The organism is Leuconostoc lactis, from assembly GCF_007954625.1.
GTDB classification, from domain to species: Bacteria; Bacillota; Bacilli; order Lactobacillales; family Lactobacillaceae; genus Leuconostoc; species Leuconostoc lactis_A.
In genome coordinates, this window is record NZ_CP042420.1 from 1,157,471 (window position 1) to 1,175,356 (window position 17,886).

Consider the following 17,886-nt stretch of genomic DNA (forward strand, 5'->3'; position numbering starts at 1 on the left):
AACGCGCGCGTGAAGACCAAAATGAAAATATGACGAAAAAAATTGTTGTCCTTGGGAGTCTCAACGTTGATAGCATTATGAAGATGCCTCGTATGCCATTAGTTGGGGAAACAATGGCTTTAACGGACGTGACAACAGCGCCTGGTGGTAAAGGTGCCAACCAAGCAGTTGCAGCAGCCCGTCAAAGCGCTCAAGTGGCCTTTATTGGCGCAGTGGGTCAAGATAGTAATGGCCACTTTATGCGCCAGACCTTAGCTGATCAAGCCGTCGATGTGGCGGCGATTCAAACCAATGCAACAGTACCAACTGGTTCAGCCTATATCATGTTGCAAGACAACGGCGCCAATACAATTTTGATTCATGGTGGGGCCAATCAAGCCTTGACTGTTGATGATTTAGATGAGGATTTGATTGCCCAAGCCGATACGTTGATTGCGCAATTTGAGGTACCACTGGCCGTGATTACCGCAGCCTTTAAAATGGCCAAAGCGCACAATGTGCAAACTGTGCTGAATCCCGCACCAGCAGTTTATGAGGTCACCCCAACCTTGGCCGGTTTGACAGATATTATTTTGCCTAATGAAACAGAAGCCCAATTATTAACGGGTATCACTGTTGAAAATGATCTTGCGGTGTTGAATCAAGTCAGTGATGCCCTCTTAGCAACAGGGGTGGCTCGCAGTATTATTACCCTTGGGGAAGCGGGCTCGTTTATCGCTGACGGTACCAACCGTTGGTGGGCAAAGCCGAAAAAAGTTGCGGCTGTTGATACGACAGCTGCGGGGGATACTTTTATTGGGACCCTAGCAAGTGAACTTGCCGCCGATTTTAGTAATTTAGTCGACGCTGTTGATCGTGCTAGCACAGCCAGTGCCATTGCCGTTACGCGACCAGGCGCCATTCCGTCAATTCCAACCCGTGAAGAAGTGGATCAGTTCTAATGCAACAATTACCAGAAGCGTTTACAACTAAATATACCCGTTTATTAGGCGATGAAGCGCCGGCTTTTTTTGACACTTTTGATGACCAGGTGCAAAAAGCCTACCGTGTTAATCCATTAAAAGCCAATCCCGTGGTCAGTGACACCCCAGATAACGGGCCAGTACCATACGGTAAATGGGGCCATTTTGGGGCAGTTTCTGGGCACAGTGTTGACCATGTCACTGGCGTTGTTTACTCTCAGGAACCCTCTGCACAATTTGTTGGCGAAGTCTTACAGCCAAAACCTGGTGAACGGGTGCTAGATTTGGCCGCCGCACCCGGTGGGAAAACAACCCATCTTGCGGCTTTTATGCAACAGGAAGGCTTACTTTGGGCCAATGAAATCTTTATGAATCGGGCCAAAGTTTTAAGTGAAAATATTGAACGGATGGGCGTGCAAAATAGTATCGTCAGCTCGCATGCACCAGCTGAATTAAGTGCAAAGTTGCCACAATTTTTTGACAAAATTTTGCTGGATGCGCCATGTTCTGGCGAAGGGATGTTTCGTAAAAATCCGGCCGCAGTGGCACAATGGCATCAAGATTTCCCGCAAGAATTAGCTGACTTACAACGTGAGATTTTGCGCGAAGCCATGAAAATGCTTCGGCCTGGTGGACAAATCGTTTACTCGACGTGCACGTTTGCGCCAGAAGAAGATGAGCAAATGATTGCTTGGCTCATGCAAGAATATCCAGAAATGCAGCTTGTACCAATTGATAAACCAGCCCATACACATGTCCAAGATGGTCGGCCAGCATGGGCTGAACAGGCTTACACTGCTGGTCAAACCACCGTATCAACGACAGTAGATCTCACGGTACTTGAGGGGACGGCTCGTTTGTGGCCACAAGCCTTACAAGGTGAGGGTCACTTTGCTGCCAAATTAGAAAAAGACGCTGACGCAACGCCGACAACCGCGGTCGTTAAACCGTTAGTGCCAACACCATTGAGTCGCAGCCAAGAAAAGATTTTTGCTGATTTTGTGGCGACAACGCTACCCGACTTTGATATGACCCAGCATACGTTAACCTTATTTGGTGATCGACTTTATATGGCACCAGTGGGCACGCCTGATATTTCAGGGATGAAAATTTTGCGACTAGGACTGGAGTTGGGCACGTTTAAGAAAAACCGCTTTGAGCCAGCGCATGCGTTGGCCTTGGCTTTGCCACCACAGGCAGTTAGCCAAACTTATGTTATGACGCCTGATGATTGGGCACAATTTGTCCATGGTGATGTGGTTCGACCAGCTGCACCTTTACAAAAAGGATGGGTCTTAATGACGGCCAACGGTAATGGCGCGGGCTGGGGACGGTACGTTGATGGCCAAATTAAAAACTTCTTCCCTAAGGGGCTTCGCTTTGCTGTCAAAGCGGAAGACACTACGCTAGCAGCAGAGATGTATTAAACAGCGAACAGCTGTTTGTGATGTCAAGCCCATGATTTGACCTTGTTCTTAAGTAAAGAACACGTATAATAGATTCTAGTCTTTACAGTGACGTTTGACGTCGCGTGAACGTAAAGTTTAAATTACGGGGTCGGTGCTATGCATTTGCATACCTCACAAGGGAGAACAATCACCATGAAACAATCAACTAAAATCATTGCAGGTCTTGCAGCTATTGCCATTATTGGCGGCGGTATTTATACGGGTTTGTCGCATAAGTCAACGCAAAACGGGCAGGCAAATAATGCCGCATCACTTGGCTTGGTCCTAGATGTCGGCGGTGTGGATGATCATTCATTTAACCAATCCGCCTGGGAAGGTGCTAAGCAATATGCGGCAGCCCATCATATGAAGGCGGGACAAAATGCGCCAGTGACGTATTTCACGACCACGGATCATTCAGATTTGGATCAAAACTTTAATTTGGCAACCAAAAATCATAAATACCAGATTGTTTATGGGATTGGGTATTCGTTAAACCAAGCGATTACAAAGTCAGCTAAATTGAACCCCAAGCAAAAGTTTGTATTAGTCGATGATATTGTGACGAAGCAACCAAACGTGGCGTCAGTCATGTTTCGTTCAGAACAATCATCGTATCTTGCCGGTGTAGCGGCCGCGATTAAGGCCAAGGAAAACGGTGAAAAGGCTGTTGGCTTTATTGGCGGTATTCACGGTAACATTATTGATGCGTTTGATGCTGGTTTTGAAGCTGGTGTGAAGGCAACTGATCCCACATTAACGGTCGAAAAGCAATATGCCAACTCATTTACCGACTCAGCTAAGGGTAAGACGATTGCTGCGGCAATGTATGCCTCAGGCATTCGCACAATCTTTGCTGCTGCTGGTTTTGTTGGGAATGGTGCTTTTACTGAAGCAAAAGCTGAAAATTCAAAGTTGGATGCTGATTCAAAGCAACGTTTGTATATTATTGGTGTTGACCGTGATCAGAAGGCTGATGGGGCTTATAAGTCAAAAGATGGTAAGTCAGAAACTTCAACGATGGCCTCATCAATCACATCCGTTGGGGCAGGTGTTAAAAACATCGCCGATGCCTATAACAAAGACCACAGTTTCCCAGGTGGAAAAACAGTGGCCTACGGCCTTAAGGAACGTGGTGTTTATTTGACAAAGTCAGAATTGACACCAGCACAAAAGACAGCAGTAGATAAGGCGGAAAAGGGTATTATTGACGGTACGATTAAAGTGCCAAACCACCCAGCTGGCTCACAATTTAATCAAAAGTTCTAATCGAAGTAGCCAGAGATTTTCACAAGCAAGCCCCGCGTGAGCGGGGCTTTTTTGGTATAATAAAGTCAGTATGTTTTAGGAGGAAGTGTCTGTCACAGGCGGATTTTGGTGAGATGCCTAACCAGAAAATGCTGCTGGCGACACAAAATGAGAAATGGCTTTTGATCAACAAGTAACGATTCCAGGTGATGCCACCTACCGTCTCAGTCCACAGATTAAAAAGTATACGCTTGGCGACTTAGGCTTCATTACGAATAATGCCGGTGCCTATACGTTACATCGCTCGCTCGAACCGGAAAAAGCATTGGCTAACGCAGTCAAATTAAAAGTGACGGTTAACCCAGATTTGACCGGTTTCAAGATGAGTACCGTTTCTGCTGGAGATGTGGTACGTGTTGACATTTTTAAAAATCAACATGCAGCAGAAATGGTGCCTTTGTATCATTTTTTTGTTGATGAGCTTGTGGCACGTGGGGTGCTAGAAAAGATTTAATATGACTAAATTTTATTTTGTACGACATGGCCAAACGGCTTGGAATCTCGAACGCCGCTTTCAAGGGGGCAATGGTGATTCTGATTTATTACCTTCAAGTTATGATGATATGGTGAAAGTCGCCGACTTTTTGCGGGACGTTGAATTCACACGGGTATTTGCTTCGCCATTGCGGCGTGCGCGGATTACCGCTACGCAAATTGCGCGCGAAATGAACTATCGCGGTCCCTTGTCACTGCGCTCAAATATTGCCGAAGTTGGCCTAGGTCGCTGGGAAGGCGAATTGGTAGCGCAAGTGCAAGTCGACTATGCGACCGCCTACCATAACTATCGCCATGATTTAGATCAATTTGAAGGTACTGAGTTTGGTGGGGAAGGGTATACAAAAGCGAGTGCGCGTTTTGCGCGGTTTATTAAAAACCTAGCACAGCAATATCCAACGGACAATATTTTGATTGTTTCACACGGGATGGCCTTATCTTTTGGTATCAATGAACTCCTACAAACACCGCGAATGGCGATTCGTGAGCGTGGTGGTTTAAGTAATACATCAACGACAGTGCTGTCAACGACTGATGGCCAACAGTTTGAAATCGAAGATTGGAACAATACAACGTATCTCAATAAGCTTCAAAATGACGGTACCACCATTTAAGTTGACACGAGCGCAGTGAAGGATTAAAACAAGCACACGATGACATTTGAAACTGACCAATTGGACAAAGTTACTGGGACGTTGCAACACGTCATTTTTGCGTCCAGTGATTCTTATTTTAAAATTTTATCCGTGCAAATCGATGATAGTACGCTGACCGACTGGGAGAACCCAGAAATTATTGTGACTGGAACGTTTGCTGATGTCCAAGAAGGGAGTACTTATGCTTTCTTCGGACAAGTGGTCCGACATCCGAAGTACGGCCAACAATTAAAAGTATCGCATTATGAAAATGAATTGCCACCCGATGAAAATGGCTTGATTAAGTATTTTGCGAGTGGCCAATTTTCAGGCATTGGTCAAAAAACGGCGAAAAAAATTGTCGACCATTTAGGCCTTGACGCTGTCACCCTGATTTTAGATGATGTACAGGTGTTGGACGGCATCGTTAAACCAGCAACGGCGCAAAAATTAGCGCGCAGTCTTCAATTGAACCTTGGTTTGGAACGATTATTTCAAATTGGTAATCAGTACGGCTTGGGGGCTGATTTGGCTGGGCGTCTTTATGACCAATACGGACATGAAGCTGAGGAAATTTTAACAACCGATCCTTATCGTTTGGTTTTTGAATTTGATGGGGTTTCTTTTAAAATTGCCGATGCCATTGGTCAAAAAAATGGTCATGCACGTACGGATCAGCGCCGAGTGCAGGCGGCTGTCTACGCCACGATGATGAATGTCAGTTTCCAATATGGCCATACTTATCTATCGCGCGCACAACTGCTACAAGCCACGGGGCAATTATTGCATGACCAGCAGTTACAAGCCGATATTGACCAAGCCATTGAAGCGTTAATTGCCAATCACATTTTAGTCGATGATGAAGGTCGCTTATATGCGGCAACGCTTTATCAAGCTGAACGGCAAGTTGCCCAAGACCTTAAGCGTTTGTTACGCGCGCCAATGCCGTTTGATATCACACCGGAAGCGATTGCGGATGCGGTCACAACTCCAGGTCACTTGCAGTTAGATGACACGCAAATTTCGGCGGTGAAAGCTGGCTTAAATGCGCAGGTGTTCCTACTGACGGGTGGCCCTGGGACAGGCAAAACGACAATTGTCCGCACAATTGTGGCAACTTGGCATAAATTGTTGCAGCAACAGGCGAAATATGCTGATAATACCCAAGATTTTTTAAAAAATTATGCGGTTAAATTAGCGTCACCAACCGGACGGGCGGCCAAACGGATGACCGAAGTTACTGGCCATGAGGCCACGACGATTCATCGGCTACTGGGAATTTCAGATTTAGATGAACCAGAATTTAATGCCGAAAATCCGATTGCAGGTGGGCTGTTAATCATTGATGAGGCCTCCATGTTGGATATTGAATTGACGGCAAAGTTGTTTGCTGCCATTCCGAGTGGCATGAAAGTCATTATTGTTGGCGACGCGGATCAACTGCCGTCGGTTGGCCCAGGAAATGTTTTGGCTGATTTTGTGGCCAGTCAGCGAATTGCTCATATCGAACTGGCAACGATTTATCGGCAGGGTCGCGGTAGTAGTATTACCACATTGGCACAACATATTAAAAATGGTCAGCTGCCCGAGGACTTTATGGCCAATCAACGTGACCGTTCGACTTTTATGGTCGGCCCAGACCAGGTGGTGACGGCGATTGAGCAAGTCGTGCAAGCGGCCATTAACAAAGGCTATACGGCTGATGAGTTACAAATTTTAGCCCCGATGTATAAAACCACTGCGGGCGTGCATGCGTTAAATACGATGGCGCAAGCTTTGTTTAATCCACTGAAGCCTGGTCAAAAATCGTTACAGTTTGGCGAGACAATTTTTCGACAGGGTGATAAGGTCTTGCAACTTGAAAACGATAGTGAGCGTGATATTTTCAACGGCGATATGGGCAAAATTATCGCCATTCGCTATAAAAAAGATCCAGGCAATACTGAAAATGAGGATAGTCTTGTCGTTGATTTTGATGGCAAAGAGCTCGTGTATCCCAAGAAGCAGCTAAATCAACTGACGTTAGCCTATGCAACGACGGTCCATAAAGCACAAGGCAATGAGTTTAAACTGGTGGTCATGGCACTCACCACGCGTTTTGGTTTAATGCTCAACCGAAACTTGTTGTATACTGGCCTGACGCGCGCGAAAGAAGCTTTAATTTTGGTTGGGGAATACGCAGCATTTAATCGGGCAGCGCAGACACCAGTGCCGATGCGGGCAACTTGGTTGACGCAGCGGCTACAAGCGGAAAATGCGTCCAACACCACACCAGTAGTGCGTCCAACACCACCACCGGTAACTGAGAAATATCAATTAACTACGGCACTAATTGCCGCACAAACCATCTCGCCAATGATTGGTTTGGCGGATGTCACCCCATATGATTTTATGGCAACCAGCTGAATACTGGTATAATGAAACTAAGAAAACGAGACGGAGATAGAAGATGACGACCCCTGAATATCGCTTATTTAGCCTTGGAAGTAATCCAAAGTTGGCTGATGAAATCGCCAATATTTTAGGCACCAACTTGTCAGATATTGATGTACGGCAATTTGCCGATGATGAAATTTATGAACGCATTGAACAAACAGTTCGTGGTCGGGATGTCTATGTGATTCAAGGCATTTCCGATCCGGTCAATGATAATTTTATGAAGTTGATGATCTTCATTGATGCGGCACGCCGTGCTTCTGCTAAGACTATTAATGTCGTGATTCCTTATTTTGGTTATGCCAGATCAGATCGCAAGGCGCGTTCACGTGAACCAATCGCTGCACGCTTGATTGCGAACATGCTAGAATCGCAAGGGGTTAAGCGTGTCATCACGATGGATCTTCATGCCGACCAAGTGCAGGGCTTCTTTGATATTCCAGTTGATCATTTGATTTCAATGCCAACTTTAGGCCATTACTTTTATGAAAATGACCTGTTGGGATCAGATTTAGTCGTTGTAGCACCAGATCACGCGAGTGTTGGTCGTGCGCGTAAGTTTGCTAAACTACTCCATGCAGAATGGGCAGTCATTGATCGTCGCGTCGGTGAAGATTTGCAAACGGCACCATTTGGCATTACTGGCAATGTGCAGGGGAAGCGCGCGATTTTGATTGATGATATTATTGACACGGGCACAAGCATGACGCTGGCGAGCGAAGCGTTAACAGCGGCTGGCGTGACAGATATTTATGCTGTTGCGCCACACGCAGTGTTGTCTGAACAAGCTGTTGACAAGTTAGCCACATCGGCAATTTCAAAAACATTAGTGGCGAACACGATTGAAGTACCCGATGATAAGCGCTTTGATAAGTTAGTACAACTATCAGTTGCAGCAACATTTGCCGAAGCGATTCGACGGGTCGATGCGTGCGAAAGTATTGAGGACATTATGAGAAGTCCGGATAACTTGGATGTTAAATTATGAAAACAGTTGACATAACACGACTATTGTCACCAGAATGGGGCGTGGCGGATGATGGCATGATGACTACCCAATTTGGGGCGTCAATAGCCTTTGTGACAACCCATGTTCACGTAGTGCGAGTATCGTTTGCTAAAAACTACGACGGGTTGACTTTTGCGGTGCAAATCAATGCCAGTGATTGGCAGGAGATGCCGGTCACAGACCAAACCTTGCAAGTGACCATACCTACAGAGACGGCCGAGGTTCGCATGGTATTGCGTGATCGCGCGGGCAGTAGCGAAGCTTTCTGGCAAGATCCTGTCTATGTGACAGTCATGACAATTGATCAGGGCGAAGTGGCCCCAATTGAAAATGTACAGCCTTATGTGACGTTTGTTGGGGATTCCATCACTGCTGGGGAAGCCATGGCCGCTGATGGGCATCATCCCGAATTGAGCTACCCACAACTGGTGGCTGATGCCTTAGGTCAACCGTTAGCGCGTATTGCGTATGGGGGAACTGGCTTAACCGCTACTGCGCCATACCAAATCCCAACAGCGATTGAAGCCTTATGGCACGTTGGTGACAATGTGTCGCGGCCATTAGTGACGACTAACCTTGTATTAGTAAATTATGGCACCAACGATTTTAACTATGGTGCCACACCGACTGCGTTTGCGTTTGGCTTGCGCATCTATTTATTGGAATTGATAAAGCGCTTTCACAATGCTAAAATTATATTAATGATGCCATTGAATGGGGCGTTTCGTGAGGTATTTTTGGCCGAAACGGCACGCTTTGATCAATTCACGTTAATTGAAACCAAGTCATGGTTACCAGCCATGACAGATGTCCACCCGAATTGTGCAGCGCATCAAATTATTGCAGAGCAAATAATGAAAGGACTTTAAATCATGGTATATGCAGCAGATGAACAACGTTATGAAAAATTACCTTACCGTCGGGTGAGTGATTCTGGCTTAATTTTACCGGTCGTATCATTTGGTTTGTGGCGTAACTTGGGTGACCAAATGCCACTTGAAAATTCTCGAAAAGTGATGTTGAAGGCATTTGATAGTGGTATTTTTAGCTTTGATAATGCATCTAATTATGGCCCAAGTAATGGCACAGCGGAAGAAACTTTTGGTCAGGTATATCGCAGTGATTTGAAGCCGTATCGTGATGAACTGATTATCACGACCAAGGCTGGTTATCACATGTGGCCTGGGCCATTGGGTGAGTTTTCTGGTAAAAAGACGTTGACGGCCGCCTTGGATTTAAGTCTCCAACGCATGGGACTTGATTATGTTGATATTTTTTATGCGCATCGTTGGGATCCCAACACGCGTTTAGAAGAAACTGCTTATGCGATGGACTTGTTGGTTAAGCAAGGTAAGGCGTTATATGTCGGGGTATCCAATTATAATGCTGAACAAACAGCTGCCATTGCAAAATTGTTTGCTGAACTTGGTACACCATTTATTGGTAATCAAGTGTCTTATAACATGTTAAATCAAACGGCTGCTGATGATGGTTTGTTGGACGTATTGGATGAGAACCATGCTGGTTTGATTGCCTATGGCCCATTAGCTGAAGGCTTGTTAACGGATCGTTACTTAGAGGATATTCCGGAAGATTACCCAATTCACCGGACGAATGCATTCTTATTTGAAGACGGGAAGGCAGCGTTGATTGCCAAGTTAAACGCCTTAAACGCCATTGCGCAAGCCCGTGGTCAGAAGTTGTCACAAATGGCATTAGCTTGGTTGCTCCGCGACCGTCGCGTTGCCACTGTTGTCATCGGGGCAAGTAAGATTGACCATCTGGTAGATAACTTAGCCTTTAGTGATAACATGACTTTCACTGATGACGAAGTGGCTCAAATTGAAATGATTTTGAAATAGAAAAAAGCATCCCGTTGGGGATGCTTTTTATAATGGTTGAATCCAAGTGTTTTGCGCGCCTGCTTTTGTGAGGGCATTGGCGATGTTAATTGCATCATCGTTATTTTTGGCCAGGGCAAACATTGCCCCCCCAATACCGGCACCGGTCAGCTTAGCACCTAATGCGCCAGCATGTAGGGCAGCATTGACAAGGTTGTCAAGTTTGGGGTGCGACACACCGAGTGATTGTAATTCGTGGTGTGCTGCCGTAAATAACAAACCGACGTGTTCGGGCTGATTATGGGTTAAATCAGTCCGAACTTTTTCTGCGATTTGGCCTAAATGGACAATTTTTTGCCAAGTGAGGTCGTAATCATCATCCAAATTACTTTTCACGATATTAACGGCGTGCATCGTTTGGCCATGAATGCCTGTATCAGCGACCACAAGTGTCCCGGTTAAGGTCATTTTAAAAGCCGTTAAGGTATCGTTTTTGACGAACCAGATGGGATCATCTGAACCGACAGTGGCAGCATCTAAACCAGATGCGGAGCCATGGGAAATGCCTTCCGCCAAATCGGTAAAGTGTTTTAATTGGTCAGGTGACAAGGGAGCCTTCACGTAATCAAAAAAGGCTTTTGTGATCGAGGTTGCAAAAGCCGCTGACGCGCCGAAACCACGTTCTTGTGGAATATTGGTTTCAATTTCTAGCGTGAAAGGGGCATCAACCAAATTTAACGATTGCAGTAATTTAAGGATGAGCTGACGTAAGCCTTCCACATTCGCGCCTAATTCATCGAGGTCGCCGTGAAACGTGCTACTTTCAATCGTCTGCCCGCTAAAGGCTGGGCGAATTGTTGTAGTCACGGTCAGGTTCGTTAATGGAATGGCAATAGCTGGTTGGTTATAAACGACGGCATGTTCACCGACTAAAATAATTTTGGCATGGGCAATTCCCACTCCAAGCATTTGACTAATCATGATTTTTCTCCGAATTTCCTTTACTATTGTACCGCACTTTTCTAAATAGTGTAAAATGATAGATGAATTGCGTTGTTAAGTTTGTCGTAGTGTTGTCTGATTAGGGCAAAGTTAACAACGCAATTCATCACTAAATTCCAGAGAAAGGTGTTTGCTATGAACGCCAATAAAACGTTTGTTGTTGTCGATTTAGAAACAACTGGACAAAGTGTTGCTCGCGGTGGGCGCATCATCCAAATTGGGATGACTTTTATCAAAAATCGCCGCATCATTGATCATTTTGAATCTTTTGTGGATCCAGGGCAACCAATTGATCGCAACATTCAACAACTTACGCATATTTCAGAAAAAGATGTGCGCGATGCGCCTTATTTTGAAGAAATCGCACCAGTTCTACGTAACATGTTACAAGATACGGTACTAATTGCGCATAATATTAATTTTGATTATCCTTATTTGAACGACGAGTTAGCACGAACAGGCTTTCCAGTGTTGAATAATCCTGCCATTGACACGGTCCAATTAGCACAAATTTTGTTGCCAACAGCGCCAGGCTATCGGTTGTTGGATCTGACAACATTTTTAAATATTACGCTCAATAACGCCCATCGGGCAAATGCTGATGCGCAAGCAACAGCGTTACTATTTTTGAAATTATGGCAAAAGGCGGAACAGTTACCCGTCGTTGTCCTCCAACAATTACAATTTGGTCAGTGGCCGCTCCTGAGACAAACACAGGATTTTTTACGGGTGGTCAAATCAAAACGACAACTAGCTGATTTTGACATTGTGGCCCAAGTCGCCGTGACGAAACCAGATCCCGTGCCACCAATGGCGCCAGCGACGTTGCCAGCCTATCCACAATCTTCTCAAGAGAAGCAGCAACAATTTGGGCAATGGTTAACCTCAAATGAGGCCCAAAATGATTTAATGAATCGCGTCTATGCGTTCTTAACTAAAAAAACTGATGGCGTGTTAACAGTATTGACTGCGCCGAAAATTGGCAAAACTTTGGGTTATTTGGTGCCTTTAATTTTTGATCCGCAAGCACGGCCAATTGTGTTGTTGACAAATGATGACAGTTTGCAGCAACAGCAACAAGCATTGGTGGAGAAAATCGCTAAATTATTGGCTATCCATTTTACGGCAGCCATTTTGCATGATCCGAGTGCGTATATTGATGTTGAACGTTTTAACCAATTGTTAAAAACAGCTGACGACACGTCGCCAGCCCAATTCTTCAAAGCCCGCATTTTAGTGTGGTTAACACAAACACAGACTGGTTTATTAAACGAAATCCAAGTCGGCGCTACCAATTTGCCGATTCTAGATGAATTGCGTGGTAATGAGCAGGGGATTTTCTATCAACGCGCCCAGCGTTTAGTCAACCGTGCTGAAGTGTTGACGATGAATTTTGAAACTTACTTTAATCAGGCGCAACCGCTTTTGGTAGCGCGTGAGCGTACAAAATGGCCGGTCGTGGTCATGGAAACGCCGAGTGCGTTTGTTGATGAATTATCAGCACATTATCGGGCACAATTGAATTTGACTGATATTAAAAACAGTTTGAAAGGGTTAATGCATCAAGAAGTTGCTGGGCTCACGCATAAGCAGCGTTTGTTTGTCAAACAGAGTGTGGCGGAAGCCTTGAAATTAGTGAAGCAAATTTTGCAAACCGACAAGGTTGCCACGCAACTCAAGCGCGCAGAACGTCTATTAATGATCATCATGCGCTTAATGACGATTTTGGATATTGGCGAGCATGGCGTTGTCCCGGCGTCATGGGCGACCTTACCGCACGAACTGACCAACATCAAACGGTTGCAGCAAGAACCAGTTGTGACAGTGCAGGATCAAGAACACGACGAAAACGGGCAAACACAGCTCACGAGAACATTCTTCGTCCCAGTCGCAACAACGTATCAAACACACTTTTTGGCGCATATCCATAAACTTTTGGTTGTCAGTGAGTACTTAGATAATCAGGTGAGTGCCTTTTTGCGTGAGGTGCCAGAACAGATGACGGCAGAACGTGATTTTATTCACCATGATAATCAACCAGTAACCGTGATTCAAATGGGTCGCACCTCGCCAGTCACGCACTTGCAAGCGCTCACACAGCATAACGTGGGTGAAATTATGATGATTGTGCCAGATAGTGAACGGGTGAATCATTGGTATCAAAAGTTAAAACATGTTTTGACAACCGATTACGGGCTCGTTGCGGAAGGGGTCACCGGCTCACTTGAAAAAATCCAACGCCAACGGCATACCGAACAGCAAAATATTCTGATTGTCACGCCAAAAATCATGTCAACCATGTGGTTACGCGATCAGGAGTTACCCAACATTGTGATTGTACCGGAACGGGAAGTTTGGCAACCAGTGTCACGTCTCGCCTTGGTATTAACTGAAATGCAACGTCATCCGAAAGCATTACTCGTGACACAATTAAATGCTATGCAACGCCACCGGTTCAAATCACAAGCAGACATTAAAGCCAACGTGGCGTTAAAAAATAATTTGCTGGCACAGTATGACCAAATTTTGACAGATTTTTGATATAATAAATCTAGCTATGCGTTGGAGGACTAAACAAAATGATGCAATTTAAAGATGATATTCGAATCCGCCAACGTCAACGCCGTTCCCGCATTCATTGGGCGCGGATTTGGTTTGTCGGGGCGGGTATCGGAATTGTCGTGGCAACCATTACGTTAGGTTACTTTTATGTGTCGTTAAGTCCGATGCGACAAGATGAGGCGCGACTGCAAAAATTGGTGAAGGCCAAAACAGACATCGCGACGGTTAAGCAAATTAGTGCTGATTATCGTAAAGGAACGACTTATGCGGTTGTTGGGACAACGGCTCGTGGTCAAGAAAAGGTTGCCATTGTCCACGGGAATAGTCCGCGCGTCACGGTTTATGATCGGCGAGACGGGATGACCAATCAACAATTAGGGCAATTATTACTGAAAACGTATCAGCCAAAGAAAATTTATTCTGCAAATATCAGCGAGTACAAAAAAACGTTGGTATGGGAAGTCAGCTATAAAGGGCAAAACAATGCTTTAAATTACCTGACCTTAGATTTTAAAACTGGAAAACCTTATCGGGTTATTAACGGCCTGTAAGTAATAGGAACGAGGAGAAAAAATGATTTCGGAAAGAGCGCAAGCAGTCGAAGCCGCCGCTACCTTGGCAATGAGTCGTTTAGCCAAGGCCATGCAAGCCGATGGGATTGATGTGATTAATTTGGGCGTTGGCGAATCAGATTTTCAAACACCCGAACACATTGCCCAAGCAGCGATTGCGGCGATTGAAGCCCATCAAACCAGCTTTTATACCCCAACAAGTGGGTTAGACGCTTTAAAGCAAGCCATTGTGGATCATGTACAGCAACGGTATGATGCCACCATCGCTCGTAACAATGTGACGGTGACGACTGGGGCTAAATTATCACTTTATGCGCTAATGCAGGTGCTCTTAAATCCAGGCGACGTCGTGGTTGCAGCGGCACCACTTTGGGTCAGCTATGTTGAACAAATTAAGCTAGCTGGCGGCCAATTGCAAACAATTGTGCCAGATAATGCCGCTTTGAAGTTAACGGTAGCTGATTTAGAGGCGCTGACAACACCGGTTAAGGCCATTATTGTAAATTCGCCAACTAACCCTACCGGGCAAGTTTATACGCGTGATGAATTGCAGGCTATTTTAAATTGGGCTGACGAACATGACACGTATGTTATTTTGGATGAAATTTATGGTCAGCTCGTTTATAACGGGGCAACATTCACGTCAGGCTTGCAACTCCAACCGCTTGAAAATAGTCGGATGATTATCGTTGATGGTGTGTCGAAAGCCTATGCGATGACCGGTTGGCGAATTGGTTGGACGTTAGCTAGTGCTGACATTATTGCGGCGATGAATAAATTGTTGGATCACATGACGTCTAATCCAACAGCAGTCGCACAATATGCAGCGATTGCGGCGTTGACAGGTGACCAGTCATCTGTTGAAGTGATGCGACAAGCCTTTGAGAAACGCTTGAACGCCACGTTTGATGCCCTTAACAGCGTGCCAGGCCTTGAAGTGGCCGTCAAGCCCGAAGGTGCTTTCTACCTATTCCCAAAGGTTGACCCACAAGTACTGGCGGCGGCTGGGGTAGCTGATACCAGTGAGTTGTCGATGAAAGTCCTGAAAGAAGCACGTGTGGCCATGCCATCTGGTGAAGGCTTTGGGATGCCAGGTTATTTGCGAATGGGCTATGCCAAAGACCAAGCCGTTTTGGACGAAGCTGTTCGTCGTTTAACAGAATTTTTTCAACAATACATTTAATTAAAATAGAGGAGAAGCAGGTGGTGCGGTAACAAACCACGTGTATATGATCATGTCACAAGATATTCCCACAATTCAAATTATCGATGCTAAAGACTATGTTGGCCAAACGGTCAAGATTGGGGCTTGGCTTCGTCAAAAGCGCGGTTCAGGTAAGTTGGCCTTTTTGCAATTACGCGATGGTACAGCATTCTTTCAAGCTGTGGTAGCCAAAGCAGATGTACCAGAATCAGTCTTTGAACTGGCTAAAGGATTAAAGCAAGAAACAAGTTTGTACGTGACGGGTGAAATCCGTGAAGATGCGCGATCATCATTTGGCTATGAAATGGCAGTGTCAGATATTGAAGTCATTGGTGAAAGCCATGATTATCCAATCACGCCAAAAGAACACGGGACAGACTTCTTGTTTGATGAACGGCACCTCTATCTACGTCATTTAAAGCCGTTTGCGACATTGAAGATCCGAAATACATTGATTGCCGCAACGTATGAATTCTTTAACAACGAAGGTTTCGTCAAGTTGGATTCACCACTCTTGACTGGTTCTGCCCCAGAAGGGACCACTGAATTGTTTGAAACGGATTACTTTGGTGAATCTGCTTATTTGTCACAAACTGGACAATTGTATGCTGAAGCAGGGGCAATGGCCTTTGGGAAGGTCTTTACTTTTGGTCCAACATTCCGTGCAGAAAAGTCAAAGACACGCCGTCATTTGACGGAATTTTGGATGGTTGAACCAGAAATGGCCTTCATGCATCAAGAAGAGAGTCTGGAATTGCAAGAACGCTATATTTCATTCTTGATTTCAAAGGTCTTGGAACGCAATGAGCAAGAGCTTGATATTCTTGGTCGTGACAAGGCGTTATTGGCGTCTTACACGGAACTCCCTTACCCACGTATTAGTTATGATGATGCGGTGAAGTTGTTGCAAGACAATGGCTTTGATATTGAATGGGGTGTTGACTTTGGATCACCAGAAGAAACATTCTTGGCTAATCACTTTGCTAAGCCTGTCTTTATTATCAATTTCCCAAAAGCAATCAAAGCCTTCTATATGAAGCGTCACGCAACACGTGATGATGTTGTCGTGTCTGCCGACTTATTGGCACCAGAAGGTTATGGGGAAATTATCGGTGGTTCAGAACGTGATACCGACTATGAATACTTGAAGATGCGCATTGAAGAACAAGGCTTAGACCTTGAGGAATACAACTGGTATTTGGATTTGCGTAAGTTCGGTTCAGTGCCACACTCAGGCTTTGGCTTAGGATTAGAACGCATGGTCACATTTGTCACGGGTGAAGAACACATTCGTGAAGCCATTCCGTTCCCACGAATGACTAATCGTATTCGACCATAATTTTTAAAGGGCGAAGACAGCTTTTGTTCAGCGTCCCTGACCAAAACATGTTAGACTAAAGTAGATGATAAAAACGTCCAAGCTTAACTTGGACGTTTTTATAACGGTATTGGAATCAAAGTAGGTTGACAGATGGTATTAGATCAACGATTACAACAATATATTCAAGCAGGTCAAACAGCGATTAGTAATGATTTGTTGCAACACTATCACGAAATTGGGATGGATAATGATGATTTAGCCTTATATTTACAGGTAACGCGAATTCAAAATCAAGGGGATGCTGCGACGCCTAAAATATTAGCGCAAATTTTACACGTGACTGAAAATGTCGTGGTTGCCCGCTTGAAAAGTTTGATTACGCGTGAGCTGATGGTGATTGCCGCGACCACGAAACAAGTGGAAACGTATGATTTTACGCCAATGATTGCGAAATTGCTGCAAGGGCAACAAATTAGTGTGCAACCCATCATGTCTGATGGCAAATCGACGCGTCGTGAAATTTTCCAAACGTTGGAGGCTGAATTTGGTCGGCCATTGACGCCGATGGAAATGCAGACGGTTGGCCATTGGTTTGATCAAGATCATTTTGAACCAGACTTGATGTTATTAGCCATTCAAGAAGCCGTTGCCAACAATGCGCGTAGTTTACGCTATATTGAAACAATTTTGGTGAACTGGCAACGAGATAATGTTAAAACAGCCACCCAAGCGCAAATTGCCAAGCAAAAGCGTCGCGGGGTGACCTACACATATGATAATTTATTTTAAAATAATGTGTGGAACAGGGTGTTCTAACTGTAAGTGAAACCCAAAAATAAGTTGGCCATCTGGCGCAAATAATTGCGTTTCACTGCTCATATCTTGCAGGCGCGTTTGCAATTGGGATAACGTCATGGGCTGCTGGCCGGTCACGATGATCAAATTGGGACCAGATGTAGCGAATTTAACCTGATCAACAGGTAAAATTACCGACGTATCTTGCCAATATAAGCGACTTTTTGGGGACATATAGTGTGTGAGTTGTGTTAAATCAATCAATTTCATATGCAATTAAACCTACCTATCGTCAC

Annotated in this window: 16 protein-coding genes; 14 read left to right on the top strand and 2 right to left on the bottom strand. The window is 45.0% G+C overall.

What is annotated here, in order from left to right; genetic code table 11:
* Positions 1 to 29 precede the first annotated feature (29 nt).
* The 9 genes from rbsK to FGL80_RS05845 all read left to right on the top strand — a co-directional run bounded on the left by rbsK (position 30) and on the right by FGL80_RS05845 (position 10,155).
* A complete protein-coding gene (gene rbsK, locus FGL80_RS05805; RefSeq protein ID WP_055308125.1) occupies positions 30 to 941 on the top strand; it encodes a ribokinase in 912 nt (303 codons plus the stop codon).
* Positions 941 to 2,389, top strand: coding sequence for an RsmF rRNA methyltransferase first C-terminal domain-containing protein (locus FGL80_RS05810; protein WP_147001853.1), 1,449 nt, complete (start codon positions 941 to 943; stop codon positions 2,387 to 2,389). The genes rbsK and FGL80_RS05810 overlap by 1 nt, the downstream gene beginning before the upstream one ends.
* Positions 2,390 to 2,563: 174 nt before the next feature.
* A complete protein-coding gene (locus FGL80_RS05815) occupies positions 2,564 to 3,679 on the top strand; it encodes a BMP family lipoprotein (protein WP_048701865.1) in 1,116 nt (371 codons plus the stop codon).
* 154 nt (positions 3,680 to 3,833) lie between these two features.
* Positions 3,834 to 4,172, top strand: a complete 339-nt coding sequence (locus FGL80_RS05820; protein WP_010000266.1) for a DUF1831 domain-containing protein — start codon at positions 3,834 to 3,836, stop codon at positions 4,170 to 4,172.
* Between the two features lies 1 nt (position 4,173).
* On the top strand, positions 4,174 to 4,827 hold the full coding sequence (locus FGL80_RS05825) for a histidine phosphatase family protein (protein ID WP_055308053.1): 654 nt from the start codon (positions 4,174 to 4,176) through the stop codon (positions 4,825 to 4,827).
* 39 nt (positions 4,828 to 4,866) lie between these two features.
* On the top strand, positions 4,867 to 7,254 hold the full coding sequence (recD2, locus tag FGL80_RS05830; RefSeq protein WP_055308052.1) for an SF1B family DNA helicase RecD2: 2,388 nt from the start codon (positions 4,867 to 4,869) through the stop codon (positions 7,252 to 7,254).
* 43 nt (positions 7,255 to 7,297) lie between these two features.
* Entirely contained in the window at positions 7,298 to 8,272 is a 975-nt protein-coding gene (locus tag FGL80_RS05835) for a ribose-phosphate diphosphokinase (protein ID WP_010000264.1), read from the top strand.
* A complete protein-coding gene (locus tag FGL80_RS05840; protein WP_055308051.1) occupies positions 8,269 to 9,162 on the top strand; it encodes a GDSL-type esterase/lipase family protein in 894 nt (297 codons plus the stop codon). The genes FGL80_RS05835 and FGL80_RS05840 overlap by 4 nt, the downstream gene beginning before the upstream one ends.
* Before the next feature lie 3 nt (positions 9,163 to 9,165).
* Positions 9,166 to 10,155, top strand: coding sequence for an aldo/keto reductase (locus FGL80_RS05845; protein WP_055308050.1), 990 nt, complete (start codon positions 9,166 to 9,168; stop codon positions 10,153 to 10,155).
* A gap of 27 nt (positions 10,156 to 10,182) precedes the next feature.
* Here the strand turns inward: FGL80_RS05845 and mvk are convergent, their stop codons facing one another.
* A complete protein-coding gene (mvk, locus tag FGL80_RS05850) occupies positions 10,183 to 11,115 on the bottom strand; it encodes a mevalonate kinase (RefSeq protein ID WP_055308049.1) in 933 nt (310 codons plus the stop codon).
* Positions 11,116 to 11,271: 156 nt separating this feature from the next.
* Here mvk and FGL80_RS05855 point away from each other — a divergent pair, with 156 nt between their 5' ends.
* The 5 genes from FGL80_RS05855 (at position 11,272) to FGL80_RS05875 (ending at position 17,584) form a co-directional block, all read left to right on the top strand.
* Entirely contained in the window at positions 11,272 to 13,677 is a 2,406-nt protein-coding gene (locus FGL80_RS05855; RefSeq protein ID WP_147001854.1) for an exonuclease domain-containing protein, read from the top strand.
* A gap of 38 nt (positions 13,678 to 13,715) precedes the next feature.
* Complete coding sequence (locus FGL80_RS05860) at positions 13,716 to 14,249, top strand: cell wall elongation regulator TseB-like domain-containing protein (protein WP_055308047.1); 534 nt, start codon at positions 13,716 to 13,718, stop codon at positions 14,247 to 14,249.
* 22 nt (positions 14,250 to 14,271) lie between these two features.
* On the top strand, positions 14,272 to 15,453 hold the full coding sequence (locus tag FGL80_RS05865; RefSeq protein ID WP_055308046.1) for a pyridoxal phosphate-dependent aminotransferase: 1,182 nt from the start codon (positions 14,272 to 14,274) through the stop codon (positions 15,451 to 15,453).
* 52 nt (positions 15,454 to 15,505) lie between these two features.
* On the top strand, positions 15,506 to 16,813 hold the full coding sequence (gene asnS / locus FGL80_RS05870) for an asparagine--tRNA ligase (RefSeq protein ID WP_055308124.1): 1,308 nt from the start codon (positions 15,506 to 15,508) through the stop codon (positions 16,811 to 16,813).
* Positions 16,814 to 16,945: 132 nt separating this feature from the next.
* Positions 16,946 to 17,584 (top strand): DnaD domain-containing protein, encoded by a 639-nt coding sequence (locus FGL80_RS05875; protein WP_010000255.1) that lies wholly within the window; start codon positions 16,946 to 16,948, stop codon positions 17,582 to 17,584.
* Here the strand turns inward: FGL80_RS05875 and FGL80_RS05880 are convergent.
* Positions 17,576 to 17,860 (bottom strand): hypothetical protein, encoded by a 285-nt coding sequence (locus FGL80_RS05880; protein WP_055308045.1) that lies wholly within the window; start codon positions 17,858 to 17,860, stop codon positions 17,576 to 17,578. The genes FGL80_RS05875 and FGL80_RS05880 overlap by 9 nt on opposite strands.
* Between the last annotated feature and the right edge of the window lie 26 nt (positions 17,861 to 17,886).

What these genes read in the sequence shown, in the direction of transcription:
- FGL80_RS05880 (WP_055308045.1), bottom strand. Translation starts at nt 17,860, where the DNA reads ATGAAATTGATTGATTTAACACAACTCACACACTATATGTCCCCAAAA.
- FGL80_RS05840 (WP_055308051.1), top strand. Translation starts at nt 8,269, where the DNA reads ATGAAAACAGTTGACATAACACGACTATTGTCACCAGAATGGGGCGTG.
- FGL80_RS05855 (WP_147001854.1), top strand. Translation starts at nt 11,272, where the DNA reads ATGAACGCCAATAAAACGTTTGTTGTTGTCGATTTAGAAACAACTGGA.
- FGL80_RS05835 (WP_010000264.1), top strand. Translation starts at nt 7,298, where the DNA reads ATGACGACCCCTGAATATCGCTTATTTAGCCTTGGAAGTAATCCAAAG.
- FGL80_RS05810 (WP_147001853.1), top strand. Translation starts at nt 941, where the DNA reads ATGCAACAATTACCAGAAGCGTTTACAACTAAATATACCCGTTTATTA.
- FGL80_RS05865 (WP_055308046.1), top strand. Translation starts at nt 14,272, where the DNA reads ATGATTTCGGAAAGAGCGCAAGCAGTCGAAGCCGCCGCTACCTTGGCA.
- FGL80_RS05820 (WP_010000266.1), top strand. Translation starts at nt 3,834, where the DNA reads ATGGCTTTTGATCAACAAGTAACGATTCCAGGTGATGCCACCTACCGT.
- mvk (WP_055308049.1), bottom strand. Translation starts at nt 11,115, where the DNA reads ATGATTAGTCAAATGCTTGGAGTGGGAATTGCCCATGCCAAAATTATT.
- FGL80_RS05875 (WP_010000255.1), top strand. Translation starts at nt 16,946, where the DNA reads ATGGTATTAGATCAACGATTACAACAATATATTCAAGCAGGTCAAACA.
- FGL80_RS05825 (WP_055308053.1), top strand. Translation starts at nt 4,174, where the DNA reads ATGACTAAATTTTATTTTGTACGACATGGCCAAACGGCTTGGAATCTC.
- asnS (WP_055308124.1), top strand. Translation starts at nt 15,506, where the DNA reads ATGTCACAAGATATTCCCACAATTCAAATTATCGATGCTAAAGACTAT.
- recD2 (WP_055308052.1), top strand. Translation starts at nt 4,867, where the DNA reads ATGACATTTGAAACTGACCAATTGGACAAAGTTACTGGGACGTTGCAA.
- FGL80_RS05845 (WP_055308050.1), top strand. Translation starts at nt 9,166, where the DNA reads ATGGTATATGCAGCAGATGAACAACGTTATGAAAAATTACCTTACCGT.
- FGL80_RS05860 (WP_055308047.1), top strand. Translation starts at nt 13,716, where the DNA reads ATGATGCAATTTAAAGATGATATTCGAATCCGCCAACGTCAACGCCGT.
- FGL80_RS05815 (WP_048701865.1), top strand. Translation starts at nt 2,564, where the DNA reads ATGAAACAATCAACTAAAATCATTGCAGGTCTTGCAGCTATTGCCATT.
- rbsK (WP_055308125.1), top strand. Translation starts at nt 30, where the DNA reads ATGACGAAAAAAATTGTTGTCCTTGGGAGTCTCAACGTTGATAGCATT.